Below are 13,829 nucleotides of genomic sequence, written 5' to 3' on the forward strand. Positions count from 1 at the left end.
AGCCGGCCGCGCCCCTGCCGCCGCCGATCGAGGTGCGGCCCGCGCCGGCGCCCGCCCCGGTCAAGCCGAAGCCCCGGCCGCTGATGCTGACGCCGCAGTCCAATCCGTGACCTGACGCGGCTTTCACGCAGCCTCGCCGCGACGCTTTTGCGCGGATGAAGACATTCGCGCGCATTTTAGCGAATTCCGCTCAGAAAAACTGATTTGCCGATTTTACCGAATTCTTGCGTTTGACCCATAACACTGGCCCCAGAGGAATTTCGGCATCCGCCGCGACCTGGGGCTTTTCGAGATGAACGAAGCGAAATCGCTTCTGCAGGATCTGGACGACGCGATCGCGCGCGGCACCGACGAGAGCCGTGCGCGGGCGCTGTGGCACGCGACGGATCTCCTGATCGCCGGCCGTTACAGCGACGACGAGATCAGCATGTTCGGCGAGGTGATCGGGCGGCTGGCCGACGAGATCGAAGTCGCCGCGCGCGCGCAGCTCTCCGAGCTGATGGCGGCCTGCGACCATGCGCCGCTCAGCATCATCCATCAGCTCGCCTTCGACGACGAGATCGACGTCGCCGGTCCCGTGCTGCGCGACTCCGGCCGGCTCGACGAGCAGACGCTGGTCGAGAACGCCATGACCAAGGGGCAATCGCACCTGCTCGCGATCTCGAAGCGCAAGTCGGTCGGCGAAGCCGTCACCGACGTGCTGGTCAAGCGCGGCGACCAGGAGGTCGTGACGTCGATCGCCAGGAACGAGGGCGCGCGCTTCTCGGGCTCGGGCCTCCTGCACATGGTGCGGCGCGCGGAGGGCGATTCGATCCTCGCCGAGCAGATCGGCCTGCGCAAGGACATCCCCAGGCACGTCTTCCAGCAGCTCATCGCCAAGGCCTCCGAGGACGTTCGCCGGCGGCTCGAAAGCGAGCGTCCCGAGATGCTGGCGCAGATCAACAGCTCGGTGACCGACGTCACCGGCGACCTGCAGTCCAAGTTCGGCCCGTCGTCGCGCAGCTATTTCGTCGCCAAGCGCGTGGTGACGACGCAGCACCGCCAGGGCAACCTCAACCAGGACTCGATCTCCAACTATGCACGCCAGCACCGTTTCGACGAGGTGCAGATCGGATTGTCATTGCTCTCGGCGCTGCCGGTCGACGTGATCGAGCGCGCGCTGATGGACCGCAACCGGGAAATGTTGCTGGTCCTGTGCAAGGCGCTCGACTTCTCCTGGACCACGACCATGTCGCTGCTGTTCCTCGGCGCCAAGGATCACCTGATCACGGCGCGGGAGCTGAACGACAACGAGCGCGAGTTCGGCCGGCTCAAGATCGAGACGTCGCGCAGCATCCTGAAATTCTACCAGTCGCGCAAGAACAGCGCGGCGGCCGATCCCGCCGCGGGCCGTCAGGCCGAGCTCCAGATGCAGATGCACTGAGCTGGCTCAAACAGGATTTCGAGAGGGGAGTATCGCCATGTTGCCTCAATTCGGCACCGCAGTTCGAAAGAACCTCGACAAGGGTCTCGCCGCCGATGTCGGCGGCGCGAAACCGGACCAGGCGTCGGTCGACGCGGCCTGGCTGGTGCTGGAAGCCGCCAACGACCTCGGCGACCACACGGCGGTGGAAGCCTGCCGCCGCGTCATCGACGCCGAGCTCAACGGCACGGCGGCGGGTCGCGCGGATCTCGATCTGGTGCTGGATTATTTCCGGTAGAGCAGTTGTGGCGCCGGTCCCGCCGGCACTGTACATGGGCTGTTCCCCATATTTTGGAAAAGCTATCCCGCGCCGAGTGCAACGGCGACGTTGTAGGTGACGAGGCTCGCGGCGTAGGCGAGCGTCAGCATGTAGGCAAAGGTCGCCGCCATCCACTTCCAGCTCCCGGTCTCGCGCTTGATCACCGCCAGCGTCGAGGCGCATTGCGGCGCGAAGATGTACCAGGCGAGCAGCGACAGCGCGGTCGCCAGCGACCATTTGGTGGCCAGCACCTGGCCGATCGCTTCCGCGGCTTCCTTGCCGCCTTCGATCGCATAGACCGTGCCCAGGGCTGCGACCGCGACCTCGCGGGCCGCCATGCCGGGGACCAGCGCCATCGCGATCTGCCAGTTGAAGCCGACCGGGGCGAGCAGGGGCGCGAGCGCCTTGCCGAGCATCGCAGCCAGGCTGAAGTCGATGGCGGGCTCGGTGGCACCTAGCGGCGGCTGCGGGAACGAGGCGAGGAACCAGATCAGCACCATCATGGCGAAGATCGTGGTGCCGGCGCGCTGCAGGAACATCATCGCGCGGCTGTAGATGCCGATCGCGATCGACTTGAGGCGCGGCATCTTGTAGTCGGGCAGCTCCAGCATGAACGGCGCCGGCGCATAGTCGCGCAGCATGAAGAACTTGATCAGGAACGACACGCCGAGCGCGCTGACGATGCCGGCGGCGTAGAGGCCGAACATCACGAGCCCCTGCAGGTTGACGAAGCCCCAGACCTGCCGTTCCGGAATGAAGGCGGAGATGATCAGCGTGTAGACGGGGATGCGCGCCGAGCAGGTCATCAGCGGCGCGATCAGGATCGTGGTCAGCCGGTCCCGCCGGTTGTCGATCACCCGCGTCGCCATGATGCCGGGAATGGCGCAGGCGAAGCTCGACAGGAGCGGAATGAAGGCGCGGCCGTGCAGGCCCGCGCCGCCCATGATGCGGTCCATCAGGAACGCGGCGCGCGACATGTAGCCGAAATCTTCCAACAGCAGGATGAACAGGAAGATGATGATGATCTGCGGCAGGAACACGATGACGCTGCCGACGCCGGAGATCACGCCGTTCTGCAGGAAACTCTGCAGCAGGCCCGCGGGCAGGGTGTCGTGCGCGAACTGCCCGAGCGTGTCGAACGACGCCGAGAGCAGCTCCATCACCGGCTTCGCCCAGGCGAACACCGCCTGGAACATCACGAACAGGATCAGCCCGAGCACCAGGAGCCCCGCGACGGGGTGCAGCACGACGGCGTCGATCCGCGCGGTCCAGGTGTCGGGCCGGCTCGGCAGGCTGACGCTCTCGGCAATGATCCGGTCGGCCTCGCGCTGCGTCGCGCGCAACTCGGCGACGCCGAGCGGCCGCCACCCGTTCTCGGCGGGAAGCGGCTGCATCTGCGCCGACAGCTCGTCGGTCAGCGTCAAGAGGTCGGCGGTGCCGCCCTTGCGCACCGCGATCGAGGTGACCACGGGCACGCCGAGCGCCTCGCTCATCCGCGCCACGTCGACGGCGATGCCGCGGCGGGTGGCGATGTCGAACATGTTGAGCACCAGCGCGAGCGGCCGCCCGGTGCGCTTGAGTTCGAGCAGCAGGCGGATGGTCAGCCGCAGATTGGTCGCGTCAGCCACGCACAGCACGAGGTCGGGTCTCGCCTCGCCCGAGGCGTGGCCGAGCACGATGTCGCGGGTGATCTCCTCGTCGGGGCTGCGGCCGCGCAGCGAATAGGTGCCGGGCAGGTCGACCAGCGAGACCTGGCGGCCGAGCGGGGTGACGAAGAAGCCTTCCTTGCGCTCGACGGTGACGCCGGGATAGTTCGCGACCTTCTGCCGGCTCCCGGTCAGCGCGTTGAACAGCGACGTCTTGCCGCTGTTCGGCGTCCCTACCAGGGCCAGATGCAGCAGGGGTGCTTCCATGGGGTCACGGGTTTGGGGTCAGCGATCCGGTCGCATCACGCGACGATGATGGCCATGGCCTCGCGACGCCGGACTGCGATGGTGACGTTGTCGACCCGGACCGCGATCGGGTCGCGGCCGACGGCGCCCTCGTGCAGGACCTCGACCTTGGCGCCCTCGACGAAACCGAGCTCGATCAGCCGGCTCTCCAGCTCGACGTCCGACAGCGCCGAGCCGGCGCCATCGGCGGCAAGATGCTGGATCACGCCGGTATAGCCGCGCCGGGCCAGTCCCAGCGGCATCTCCGGATGCTTCTGCGGGTGCCTTCCGGAATGCCTGGGGGAGCGCTTTTCGGAATGCTCCTGCGAGCGCGTATCAATTTTTGAGGTCATGACCTCTATTTTCAACGGCTGGCGGGCAGGTCAAGCGCACTTCCCTTGCTGGGGCTGCACCTTAGAGCGATTTTAAGGTGCGAGCCCCGTCCCGGGTCGGTCGGGCGTCCGGGTGCTAGGACGCGTGGGCGTGAACCAGCACCTTCGGTTCCTGATGAACGGGGGTGGCGCGGTTCTTGAAGTAGTCCAGGACGAACAGCCGGATCGCCGACGACAGGTTGCCCTGCTGGCGATTGCTGTCGATCTCGCCGACCAGCTCGGACAGCGTCATGTTACGCAGGCCCGAAATCTCCTTCATGCCGTTCCAGAAGGCCTCTTCCAGGCTGACGCTGGTCTTGTGGCCGGCGACGACGATAGAGCGCTTGACGACAGGTGACTTCATGGCAGTTCCTCGCGGTCGATCCGATGCTGGTCCAGCTTCTCCTGCGCCCGGGCCGTGCGCTTGGCCTCCGCCGATCGCTCGGCCTTGGTCTGGCCGAATCGTGCCCGGTTGGCGTCCGCCTGCTTCGCCGAGGCTTCCCGCTCGACGCGCTTCCGGAAGCGGTTCAAGTTGACGACTTTCCCCATGCCCCGTCTCCATCATTGGATCTCCGCGAAGCGGGATGAAACCTTCAGAAATGAAGCGCTGCACTGCACTCCGCCAGACTTGATCGCCATTGGATCGTCCTCGTCAATCGGCCTCTGGTACCATCAAAATCTCAACTCTGTCCCCTGCGGGAACGTGTATGCGTACCACCGGCGGTGACGGAGACATTGACGGTAATCAAATCCCATCCTCCAAGCGCTATAATGCATGGGATTTTTGCCTCCGTATCATTACGGAGGCCTATCGGAATTCAGCCAGGGCGGGTCATTTTCCACGGCTGCACCAGCCGGTCGAATTCGTCGGCCGAAACGAAGCCCTGCCGGACCGCCTCCTCCTTCAGGGTGGTTCCGCCGGCATGCGCCGCCTTGGCGACCTTGGCGGCGTTGTCGTAGCCGATCCTGGGCGCGAGCGCCGTGACCAGCATCAGGGAGCGTTCCATCATCTCGCGGATGCGCTTCTCGTCGGCGCGGATTCCCGCAACGCAATGCTCGGTGAAGGAGCGCGCCGCGTCGGCCAGCAGACGGATCGAATGCAGCATGCAATAGGCGAGAACGGGCTTGTAGACGTTGAGCTCGAAATGACCCTGGCTGCCGGCCACCGTGATCGCGGTGTGATTGCCGAACACCTGGCAGCACACCATGGTCATCGCCTCGCACTGGGTCGGATTGACCTTGCCGGGCATGATCGAGGAGCCGGGCTCGTTCTCCGGCAGGATCAATTCGCCCAGTCCCGAGCGCGGACCGGAGCCCAGCAGACGGATGTCGTTCGCGATCTTGAACAACCCCGTCGCCACCGAATTGATGGCGCCGTGGGCGAGCACATAGGCGTCGTTGGACGCCAGCGCCTCGAACTTGTTGGCGGCGCTGGTGAAGGGCAGCTTCGTGATCTTCGCAACATGCCTGGCGAACAGCCGGGCGAAGCGCGGCTTTGAGTTGAGACCGGTGCCCACGGCGGTGCCGCCCTGCGCCAGCGGGTAGAGCTCCTTCACCGCGACGCGCAGCCGCGCGATGCCGCTTTCGACCTGGGCCGCGTAGCCCGAAAATTCCTGACCCAGCGTCAGCGGCGTCGCATCCTGGGTATGGGTGCGGCCGATCTTTACGATTTTTGCGAACGCCTTCTCCTTCCGGCGCAGCGCGCGATGCAACTCGCCCAGCGCGGGGATGAGGTCGGCCGTGATGCGCCCTGCCGCCGCGATGTGCATCGCGGTCGGAAAGGAGTCGTTGGACGACTGGCTCATGTTGACGTGGTCGTTGGGGTGCACCGGCTTCTTGGCGCCGAGCTCGCCGCCCAGGAGCTCATTGGCGCGGTTGGCGATGACCTCGTTGAGGTTCATGTTGGTCTGCGTGCCCGAGCCGGTCTGCCACACCACCAGCGGGAAATGCGCATCGAGCCCGCCCTCGATCACCTCGCGCGCCGCGCGGCTGATCGCATTGGCCCGGCGGCGGTCGAGCAGGCCGAGCTCGCGATTGGTCTCCGCCGCCGCCAGCTTGACGATACCGAGCGCATGCACGAGCGCGAGCGGCATGCGGTCGTCCCCGATGCGGAAATTCTGCCTGCTGCGTTCGGTCTGCGCCCCCCAGTAGCGATCGGCGGGAACCTCGATCGGGCCGAAGCTGTCGGTCTCGACGCGGGTCGCGGGGCGTCGGGAGGGGCGAGGCGTCCTGTTCATGAGCATGTCCATTCTGCCGCGGGTGCTGCGGCGTCTGCATGCTCACCAATATAGTCGGTTCGGGCGCGCCTGGGCTTTCGCCGGCGCGACGTTTCGATCATTTCTTGCGGAAACGATCCAGCCGCACCACCTCCGCGCCGCCCTGGCCCGGTGTCGTCGGCTCGCCCTCAGCCGCGGCTTTCTCGGCGGCAGGTGCAGGGACCGACACGGCCGAGGGGGTGGGGGCGGCCGGCAGCGCGGCCGGTGTCTCCGTATCGGAGGTGTCGAACTGCAGGCCGAACTTCACGGACGGGTCGAGGAAGCTCTTGATGGCGCTGAACGGTACCACCAGCCGCTCCGGGATGCCGCCGAAGGACAGGCCGACCTCGAAGCGGTCCTCGGACACGGCAAGGTCCCAGAACTGGTGCTGCAGGATGATCGTCATCTCCTCCGGATATTGCGCCAGCAGCCGCGGCGACAGCTTCACGCCCTCGGCCTTCGACACGAAGGTGATGAAGAAGTGGTGCTCGCCCGGCAATCCGTGTGCGGCAGCATCGCTCAGCACCTTGCGCAGCACGCCGCGCAACGCGTCGCGCGCCAGCACATCGTAACGGATATGATCGGTCGTCATTGTGGATCCTGACTATCGGTGCCGCCGCATTCTGCCCGGTCCGACCGCCTCGCGCCGGTCCGACTCGCGGGTTTCCATGCTACCGCGCCTGAAGGATCAGCAGGAGTCCCGCCGGGAGAAAATCAGATGGACGTGAAAACCGGATGGAAGTGGAGGCTTCTGTTGCCAGGTGCCTCCGAACCCCGCCTAGCGGAGCTTAACCCACTAGGACTTCAGAGTGGTCTTTCAAACTGCGTTACGCAGCCTGAGCAACCGGAGCAAAGTTGTCGTTGGCAACTATTGCAGTAGCCCGATAACGGCGGAACAATACCGGGAAAAAGTACGTCCTTTACGCCCTCGTCGATCCTATTTCGCCCCCGCCAAAGCCCGCCGTCCGGTGGGCTTTGGTGGAGGCGCCGGGTACCGCCCCCGGGTCCGAATGGTTTATTGCGACGACCGTTTATTTCCATAGCCGGCGAACCGGCACCCCCAATATAGGGGGCAAAACTTTCAAAAAACAGAGGTTTCGCAAACGCGAATGCCGGTTTCCTTTGGATAGCTGCGCCGATGGCCCGCGAAAGACGGGCCTCCGCCTGCCATTCGGGCCGTTGCACCGACGCCTGCCGGAACACGGCACCGTTTCAAGCTGGCATTGCCTGCCGAAAATGGCTAGGCAATGATCCGGACGGGGATTCAAAATCCGACAGAACAACAAGGCTCGTGACAACGGGTCGTGGGGGAGACATGCATGGCCGACACGATGGGCCAGCCGGCGACAGCCACCCGTAACACGCGGGTTGCGCTCTGGATTCTTGTGCTGGCGCTGGCGCCGCAGATCTTCGAATTGATCTGGTCGATCGGAACGATCGTCGGATGGGGCAGTGGACGCGGTCCCCTGCAGGTCCTCGTCGCCCATGCGAGCGCGCTGCTGGCGGGCGCCCCCGGCGCGGTCTTCGGATCGCATGACGCCAAGAAGGCGTTTCCCCCGGACGTGCTGCTCGCGCTGATCTATTCCTACCCGCTCTTTGCGGTCGCGATCGTCACGCTGTTCATGACGGTCAGGTCGGCGCAGGATTATGTCGGCGGCATCGTGCTGATGGCGCTCGGCTTGTTCGCGCTGTGGGCTTCGAGCGACCTGCAGGGCATGCACGGCTTCTCGTTCGGCGCGGGCACCGCCCCGCGCATGTTCGGCGTGCTGCTGGTCGCGCTGTCCGTGGCCATCGCGCTGACGGGACTGCTGTCCGAAGGGGCGGGGCTCTCCCACTATGCCTGGCGCGGGCCGCTGTTCGTGATGGCCTCGATCCTGTTCTTCGCCCTAGCGATCCGCCCGCTCGGCCTGGTGGTGTCGGCCTTCACGAGCTTCCTGATCGCGGCCATGGGCACCCATGAGACCCGCTGGACCGAGACCGTCATCGTCGGCGCCAGCCTGACGCTCGGCTGCGCGCTGCTGTTCCCCTATGTGCTGGGACTGCCGATGCCGATGTTCCCGCGTTTCCTGGTCCAGTGAGGGCGTGATGGTCGATCTCTTTGCCAACCTCGCCCACGGCTTCGTCGTCGCGCTGTCTCCCGTCAACCTGCTGATGTGCCTGATCGGGGCCCTCGTCGGCACGCTGGTCGGGGTGCTGCCGGGCATCGGCACCATCGCGACGGTCGCGATGCTGCTGCCGATCACCTTCGGCCTGCCGCCGGTCGGCGCGCTGATCATGCTCGCCGGCATCTATTACGGCGCCCAATATGGCGGCTCGACCACGTCGATCCTGGTCAACATCCCCGGCGAAGCGACCTCGGTCGTCACCGCCATCGACGGCCACCAGATGGCGCGGCAGGGCCGTGCCGGTCCGGCGCTGGCGATCGCGGCGATCGGCTCGTTCTTCGCCGGCTGTGTCGCGACCGTCCTCATCGCCGTTCTCGGCGCGCCGCTCACCAAGCTCGCGCTGGCCTTCGGCCCGGCCGAGTATTTCTCGCTGATGGTGCTCGGCCTGATCTTCGCGGTGGTGCTGGCGAAAGGCTCGGTGCTCAAGGCGATCGCCATGATCGTGTTCGGGCTCCTGCTCTCGATGGTCGGCTCCGACATCGAGACCGGTGCCTCCCGCATGGCCTTCAACATCCCCGAGCTCGCCGACGGCCTCGGCTTTGCCACGGTGGCGATGGGCGTGTTCGGCTTTGCCGAGATCATCCGCAATCTCGACGCGGGCGCCGAGATGAACCGCGATCTCGTGCAGCAGAAGATCACCGGATTGATGCCGACCAAAAAGGACCTGATCGACTCGACGCCGGCGATCTTGCGCGGCACGGTGCTCGGGTCGATCCTCGGCATCCTGCCTGGCGGCGGCGCCGTGATCGCGTCGTTCGCGGCCTATACGCTGGAGAAAAAGGTCGCCAAGAATCCGTCGCGGTTCGGCCGCGGCGCGATCGAGGGCGTGGCGGCGCCGGAAAGCGCCAACAACGCCGCGGCACAGACCTCCTTCATCCCGCTGCTCACCCTCGGCATCCCGCCGAACGCGGTGATGGCGCTGATGGTCGGCGCGATGACCATTCACGGCATCGTGCCGGGCCCGCAGGTCATGCAGAAGCAGCCGGATCTCGTCTGGGGCATGATCGCCTCGATGTGGATCGGCAATTTGATGCTGATCATCATCAACCTGCCGCTGGTCGGAATCTGGGTGCGGCTGCTGCGCGTGCCCTACCGGCTGATGTTCCCCTCGATCGTGATCTTCTGCGCGATCGGCATCTATTCCGTCAACAACGCGCCGGTGGACGTCATCCTCGCCGGCGTGTTCGGGCTGATCGGCTACTGGCTGATCAAGCACGATTTCGAGCCGGCGCCGCTGCTGCTCGGGATGGTGCTGGGGCCGCTGATGGAGGAGAACCTGCGCCGGGCGCTCCTGATCTCGCGCGGCGACTGGAGCGTGTTCGTGACGCGTCCGCTGTCGGCGGTACTGCTCGCGATCGCCGCCGGCCTGCTCATCCTGACGGTGCTGCCGAACCTGCGCGCCAAGCGCGACGAGGTGTTCACGGAATCGGAGAGCTGACGGCGCCGTCCGGCGACCGGGCCGGCACGATCAAGGCGATAGGAGGGGCGGACCGCCGGGTTCCGCCCCTTGTCGTTTGGCCAGGGAGCGCTCAATTTTCCGGGTATAATCCGTGCGAAAGGCGAGTCGCTGCTGTCGAAGCCCCAGGGCGGCCGTTAAGTTCGCCGTTCCCCAGAGACCCAAAGCCCATGCACCAGTACCAGGACCTGCTCGAGCGGATTCTCTCAGACGGCGTCGAGAAGCATGACCGCACCGGCACCGGCACGCTGTCGATCTTCGGACACCAGATGCGCTTCAACCTGGCGGCCGGCTTTCCGATGCTGACCACCAAGCGGCTGCCGCTCAAGGCGATCGTGCATGAGCTGTTGTGGTTCCTGAAGGGCGACACCAACGTCAAATATCTGCGCGATAACGGCGTCACCATCTGGGACGAATGGGCCGATGCCAACGGCGATCTCGGCCCGGTCTACGGCCACCAGTGGCGTTCCTGGCCGGCGGCCGACGGGCGCACCATCGACCAGATCGCCAACGTCGTCGACATGATCGGGCGCAACCCGGATTCGCGTCGCCTGATCGTCACCGCCTGGAATCCGGCCGACGTCGAGAAGATGGCGCTGCCGCCCTGCCACTGCCTGTTCCAGTTCTACGTCGCCAACGGCAAATTGTCGTGCCAGCTCTACCAGCGCTCGGCCGACGTGTTCCTCGGCGTGCCCTTCAACATCGCCTCCTACGCGCTGCTCACCATGATGGTCGCGCAGGTCACCGGATTGAAGGCAGGCGAATTCGTGCACGCCTTCGGCGACGCGCATCTCTACTCCAACCATCTGGAGCAGGCGCGGCTGCAGCTCTCCCGCGCGCCGCGCCCGCTGCCGGCGATGCGGATCAATCCCGAGGTCAAGGACGTCTTCTCGTTCCGCTACGAGGATTTCGAGCTGGTCGGCTACGACCCGCATCCGCACATCAAGGCGGACGTCGCGGTCTAGTCCGATGTCGCTTCTGATCCGCGCCGCGCGACCCGGCGAAGCCGGACTGGTTCTTTCCTTCGTCCGCGAGCTCGCCGAATACGAAAAGCTCTCGCACGAGGTGGAGGCGACGGAGGCGATGATCGCCGAGGCGCTGTTCGCCGAGCATCCGCGGCTGTTCGGCGCGCTCGCCGAATGGAACGGCGAGGCCGTCGGCTTCGCGGTGTGGTTCGTCAATTTCTCGACCTTCAGCGGACGTCACGGCGTCTATCTCGAGGACCTCTATGTGCGGCCCTCCCATCGCGGCAAGGGCATCGGCAAGGCGCTGTTGAGCCACGTCGCGAAGCAATGCGTCGCGACCGGTGGTACGCGCCTGCAATGGGCCGTGCTCGACTGGAATGCGCCGTCGATCGCGTTCTACAAGTCGCTCGGCGCGGTCATGATGGACGACTGGACGCTGTGCCGGGTGACCGGCGCGGCGCTGACGCGTCTTGCGGAGGAAGCGTCCTGATGGAGATCGTCTTTGTCCTCGCCGTCGCGGAGAACGGCATCATCGGCGCGAATGGCGGGCTTCCCTGGCGGCTGAAATCCGACATGCGGCGCTTCAAGGCGCTGACCGTCGGCAGGCCGGTCGTGATGGGCCGCAAGACGTTCGTCTCGCTGCGCCGGCCGTTGCCCGGCCGCACCAACATCGTCATCACCCGCGATGCGGACTATCGCGCCGCCGGCACGATCGTGACGACGTCGTCGGCCCATGCGTATGCGATCGCGCGCGGCGACGCGCTGCGGCGCTCGGTCGCCGAGATTGCCGTGATCGGCGGCGCTGAAATCTACGCGCAGTGGATGGAGCTGGCGGACCGGCTCGAGGTCACCGAAGTTCATGCGCGCCCCGACGGCGATACGCGTTTCGAGATCGACAAGGCGCAATGGCAGGAGGTCGCGCGCGAACGTCATCCCGCGGGCCCCGACGACAGCGCCGATTTCTCCTATGTGACATATCGTCGGCTGCGGCCGGATTAACCGCTTTTGCCAATGTTTACATTGACATTTCCGCGCCCGGGCATAGCTCGGAGCCTGGTCAGGCCCGCGTTGTAAGGGACCTGCCGGTCCCCTATAAAGCCGGACCGGACAATGCGGGCCGGACACGTTCAACGCCCGCGCCTGCCGAGGAGACTGTTCTATGCCGTGGAAGAATCAGGGCGGTGGCCCATGGGGCTCGGGCTCGAAAGGGCCGTGGGGCTCAGGCCCGCAACCGGTCGGGCCGAGGCCGCCGGATCTGGAGGACCTTCTGCGGCGCGGCCAGGACCGGCTGCAGCAGATGCTGCCCGGCGGTCACTTCTCCGGCGTCGGCATCGCGCTGATCGTGATCGCGGCGGTCGCGATCTGGCTCTTGTCCGGCTTCTTCCGCGTGCAGTCCGAAGAGCTCGGCGTCGTGCTGCGCTTCGGCAAGCACGTGCGCACCGTGCAGCCGGGCCTCAACTATCATCTGCCCTATCCGATCGAGACCGTGCTGCTGCCCAAGGCGCTGCGCGTCTCCACCATCTCGATCGGCATGACGCTGATCGACGATCCGACCCGGCGCGGCCGCACCATGCGCGACGTGCCGGAGGAGAGCCTGATGCTGACCGGCGACGAGAACATCGTCGACGTCGACTTCACCGTGCTGTGGCGCATCAAGCCCGACGGCGTCGGCGACTTCCTGTTCAACATCCAGAACCCCGAGGGCACCGTGAAGGCGGTCGCCGAAAGCGCGATGCGCGAGGTGATCGGCCGCTCGGAGATTCAGCCCATCCTCACCGGCGCGCGCACGCAGACCGAATCCACCGTGCAGGAATTGATGCAGAAGACGCTCGACAACTACGGCTCCGGCATCCAGATCACCCAGGTGCAGATGCAGAAGGTCGACCCGCCGGCGCAGGTGATCGATTCCTTCCGCGACGTGCAGGCAGCGCGCGCCGACCAGGAGCGCTTGCAGAACGAGGCGCGGACCTACGCCAACCGCGTCGTGCCCGAGGCGCGCGGCCGCGCGGCGCAAATCTCCCAGGCGGCCGAAGGCTACAAGGAGCAGGCGGTTGCCGAGGCCAGGGGCCAGAGTGCGCGCTTCCTGAAAGTGTACGAGGAATACAAGAAGGCGCCCAACGTGACGCGTGTACGGATCTACCTGGAAACGATGGAGCGCGTGCTCGGCGGCTCGGAGAAGCTCGTCTATGACGGCGGCCAGCCGGGGCAGGGCGGCGTCGTGCCGTATCTGCCTCTGAGCGAGTTGACGCCGCGGCGGCCGGCGGCCCCCGCAGCCGGACAGCAGCCGAGCGGAGGCAACCGATGAGGTCTCCCGTCACCGGCATCGTCGCCCTGATCGTCGTCCTCCTGGTGCTGGTCGTCGGCTACAGCTCGGTCTTCACCGTGCAGCAGACCGAGCAGGCCCTCGTGGTCCGCCTCGGCGAGCCCGTGAAGGTCGTCACCGATCCCGGGCTGAACTTCAAGGCGCCGTTCGTCGATTCCGTGATCAGCATCGACAAGCGGATTCTCGATCTCGAAAATCCGTCGCAGGAGGTGATCGCCTCCGACCAGAAGCGGCTCGTGGTCGATGCGTTTGCGCGCTATCGGATCAAGAACGCGCTGCGCTTCTACCAGAGCGTCGGCTCGATCCAGGCCGCCAATCTGCAGCTTACCACGCTGTTGAACGCGTCGCTGCGCCGCGTGCTCGGCGAGGTCACCTTCATCCAGGTGGTGCGCGACGAGCGCGAGAAGCTGATGGGCCGCATCCGCGAGCAGCTCGACCACGAGGCCGGCGGCTACGGCATCCAGGTCGTCGACGTCCGGATCCGCCGCGCCGATCTGCCCGAGCAGAACAGCCAGGCGGTCTACCAGCGCATGCAGACCGAGCGGCAGCGCGAGGCGGCCGAGTTCCGCGCGCAGGGCGACCAGAAGGCGCAGGAGATCCGGTCCAAGGCCGATCGTGAGGTGACGGTGATCGTGGCGGATG

15 protein-coding genes and 1 other RNA gene are annotated in these 13,829 nt (G+C 66.0%); 9 read left to right on the top strand and 7 right to left on the bottom strand.

Going from position 1 to position 13,829, the window contains the following annotated elements; all coding sequences use genetic code 11:
* Positions 1 to 292: 292 nt before the first annotated feature.
* Together KGM94_RS17045 and KGM94_RS17050 are read left to right on the top strand one after the other, a co-directional pair.
* Positions 293 to 1,423, top strand: coding sequence for a DUF2336 domain-containing protein (locus KGM94_RS17045; protein ID WP_300261621.1), 1,131 nt, complete (start codon positions 293 to 295; stop codon positions 1,421 to 1,423).
* 37 nt (positions 1,424 to 1,460) lie between these two features.
* Positions 1,461 to 1,700: a hypothetical protein gene (locus KGM94_RS17050; RefSeq protein WP_300261625.1), complete on the top strand. Its 240-nt coding sequence runs from the start codon at positions 1,461 to 1,463 to the stop codon at positions 1,698 to 1,700.
* A gap of 62 nt (positions 1,701 to 1,762) precedes the next feature.
* Here KGM94_RS17050 and KGM94_RS17055 read toward each other — a convergent pair whose 3' ends face one another.
* The 7 genes from KGM94_RS17055 to ssrA form a co-directional block, all read right to left on the bottom strand.
* Entirely contained in the window at positions 1,763 to 3,634 is a 1,872-nt protein-coding gene (locus KGM94_RS17055) for a ferrous iron transporter B (RefSeq protein WP_300261628.1), read from the bottom strand.
* 35 nt (positions 3,635 to 3,669) lie between these two features.
* Positions 3,670 to 3,915, bottom strand: a complete 246-nt coding sequence (locus KGM94_RS17060; RefSeq protein ID WP_300261668.1) for a FeoA domain-containing protein — start codon at positions 3,913 to 3,915, stop codon at positions 3,670 to 3,672.
* Positions 3,916 to 4,120: 205 nt separating this feature from the next.
* Complete coding sequence (locus KGM94_RS17065; protein WP_300261631.1) at positions 4,121 to 4,387, bottom strand: ribbon-helix-helix domain-containing protein; 267 nt, start codon at positions 4,385 to 4,387, stop codon at positions 4,121 to 4,123.
* A complete protein-coding gene (locus KGM94_RS17070; protein ID WP_300261634.1) occupies positions 4,384 to 4,572 on the bottom strand; it encodes a DUF4169 family protein in 189 nt (62 codons plus the stop codon). The genes KGM94_RS17065 and KGM94_RS17070 overlap by 4 nt, the downstream gene beginning before the upstream one ends.
* 269 nt (positions 4,573 to 4,841) lie before the next feature.
* Positions 4,842 to 6,272 (bottom strand): class II fumarate hydratase, encoded by a 1,431-nt coding sequence (fumC, locus tag KGM94_RS17075; protein WP_300261637.1) that lies wholly within the window; start codon positions 6,270 to 6,272, stop codon positions 4,842 to 4,844.
* Positions 6,273 to 6,357: 85 nt separating this feature from the next.
* The gene (locus KGM94_RS17080) at positions 6,358 to 6,870 is read right to left on the bottom strand and encodes a ClpXP protease specificity-enhancing factor SspB (protein WP_300261641.1); all 513 of its coding nucleotides are present in this window, start codon (positions 6,868 to 6,870) and stop codon (positions 6,358 to 6,360) included.
* A 148-nt stretch (positions 6,871 to 7,018) separates the two neighbouring features.
* Positions 7,019 to 7,373: a transfer-messenger RNA gene (ssrA, locus tag KGM94_RS17085) on the bottom strand.
* A 224-nt stretch (positions 7,374 to 7,597) separates the two neighbouring features.
* Here ssrA and KGM94_RS17090 point away from each other — a divergent pair.
* The 7 genes from KGM94_RS17090 to KGM94_RS17120 form a co-directional block, all read left to right on the top strand.
* Positions 7,598 to 8,356, top strand: a complete 759-nt coding sequence (locus tag KGM94_RS17090) for a tripartite tricarboxylate transporter TctB family protein (protein WP_300261645.1) — start codon at positions 7,598 to 7,600, stop codon at positions 8,354 to 8,356.
* Between the two features lie 7 nt (positions 8,357 to 8,363).
* Complete coding sequence (locus KGM94_RS17095) at positions 8,364 to 9,881, top strand: tripartite tricarboxylate transporter permease (protein ID WP_300261649.1); 1,518 nt, start codon at positions 8,364 to 8,366, stop codon at positions 9,879 to 9,881.
* A gap of 188 nt (positions 9,882 to 10,069) precedes the next feature.
* Positions 10,070 to 10,864 (top strand): thymidylate synthase, encoded by a 795-nt coding sequence (locus KGM94_RS17100; RefSeq protein WP_300261652.1) that lies wholly within the window; start codon positions 10,070 to 10,072, stop codon positions 10,862 to 10,864.
* 4 nt (positions 10,865 to 10,868) lie between these two features.
* Positions 10,869 to 11,354 carry a GNAT family N-acetyltransferase gene (locus KGM94_RS17105; RefSeq protein WP_300261655.1) on the top strand — a complete coding sequence of 162 codons (486 nt, stop codon included), beginning with the start codon at positions 10,869 to 10,871 and terminating at the stop codon, positions 11,352 to 11,354.
* Positions 11,354 to 11,863, top strand: a complete 510-nt coding sequence (locus KGM94_RS17110) for a dihydrofolate reductase (RefSeq protein WP_300261658.1) — start codon at positions 11,354 to 11,356, stop codon at positions 11,861 to 11,863. Before KGM94_RS17105 ends, KGM94_RS17110 begins: the two co-directional genes overlap by 1 nt.
* Before the next feature lie 160 nt (positions 11,864 to 12,023).
* A complete protein-coding gene (hflK, locus tag KGM94_RS17115) occupies positions 12,024 to 13,169 on the top strand; it encodes an FtsH protease activity modulator HflK (RefSeq protein ID WP_300261661.1) in 1,146 nt (381 codons plus the stop codon).
* On the top strand, positions 13,166 to 13,829 hold a 664-nt coding region (locus KGM94_RS17120), incomplete at its 3' end, for a protease modulator HflC (RefSeq protein ID WP_300261664.1). The genes hflK and KGM94_RS17120, both read left to right, overlap by 4 nt.

The organism is Bradyrhizobium sp. (genome assembly GCF_028868675.1).
In the GTDB taxonomy this organism is placed as follows: Bacteria; Pseudomonadota; Alphaproteobacteria; order Rhizobiales; family Xanthobacteraceae; genus Bradyrhizobium.

Excerpts from the sequence above, each read along its gene's own strand:
- KGM94_RS17045 (WP_300261621.1), top strand. The coding sequence starts at position 293 with ATGAACGAAGCGAAATCGCTTCTGCAGGATCTGGACGACGCGATCGCG.
- KGM94_RS17050 (WP_300261625.1), top strand. The coding sequence starts at position 1,461 with ATGTTGCCTCAATTCGGCACCGCAGTTCGAAAGAACCTCGACAAGGGT.
- KGM94_RS17055 (WP_300261628.1), bottom strand. The coding sequence starts at position 3,634 with ATGGAAGCACCCCTGCTGCATCTGGCCCTGGTAGGGACGCCGAACAGC.
- KGM94_RS17060 (WP_300261668.1), bottom strand. The coding sequence starts at position 3,915 with ATGCCGCTGGGACTGGCCCGGCGCGGCTATACCGGCGTGATCCAGCAT.
- KGM94_RS17065 (WP_300261631.1), bottom strand. The coding sequence starts at position 4,387 with ATGAAGTCACCTGTCGTCAAGCGCTCTATCGTCGTCGCCGGCCACAAG.
- KGM94_RS17070 (WP_300261634.1), bottom strand. The coding sequence starts at position 4,572 with ATGGGGAAAGTCGTCAACTTGAACCGCTTCCGGAAGCGCGTCGAGCGG.
- fumC (WP_300261637.1), bottom strand. The coding sequence starts at position 6,272 with ATGGACATGCTCATGAACAGGACGCCTCGCCCCTCCCGACGCCCCGCG.
- KGM94_RS17080 (WP_300261641.1), bottom strand. The coding sequence starts at position 6,870 with ATGACGACCGATCATATCCGTTACGATGTGCTGGCGCGCGACGCGTTG.
- KGM94_RS17090 (WP_300261645.1), top strand. The coding sequence starts at position 7,598 with ATGGCCGACACGATGGGCCAGCCGGCGACAGCCACCCGTAACACGCGG.
- KGM94_RS17095 (WP_300261649.1), top strand. The coding sequence starts at position 8,364 with ATGGTCGATCTCTTTGCCAACCTCGCCCACGGCTTCGTCGTCGCGCTG.
- KGM94_RS17100 (WP_300261652.1), top strand. The coding sequence starts at position 10,070 with ATGCACCAGTACCAGGACCTGCTCGAGCGGATTCTCTCAGACGGCGTC.
- KGM94_RS17105 (WP_300261655.1), top strand. The coding sequence starts at position 10,869 with ATGTCGCTTCTGATCCGCGCCGCGCGACCCGGCGAAGCCGGACTGGTT.
- KGM94_RS17110 (WP_300261658.1), top strand. The coding sequence starts at position 11,354 with ATGGAGATCGTCTTTGTCCTCGCCGTCGCGGAGAACGGCATCATCGGC.
- hflK (WP_300261661.1), top strand. The coding sequence starts at position 12,024 with ATGCCGTGGAAGAATCAGGGCGGTGGCCCATGGGGCTCGGGCTCGAAA.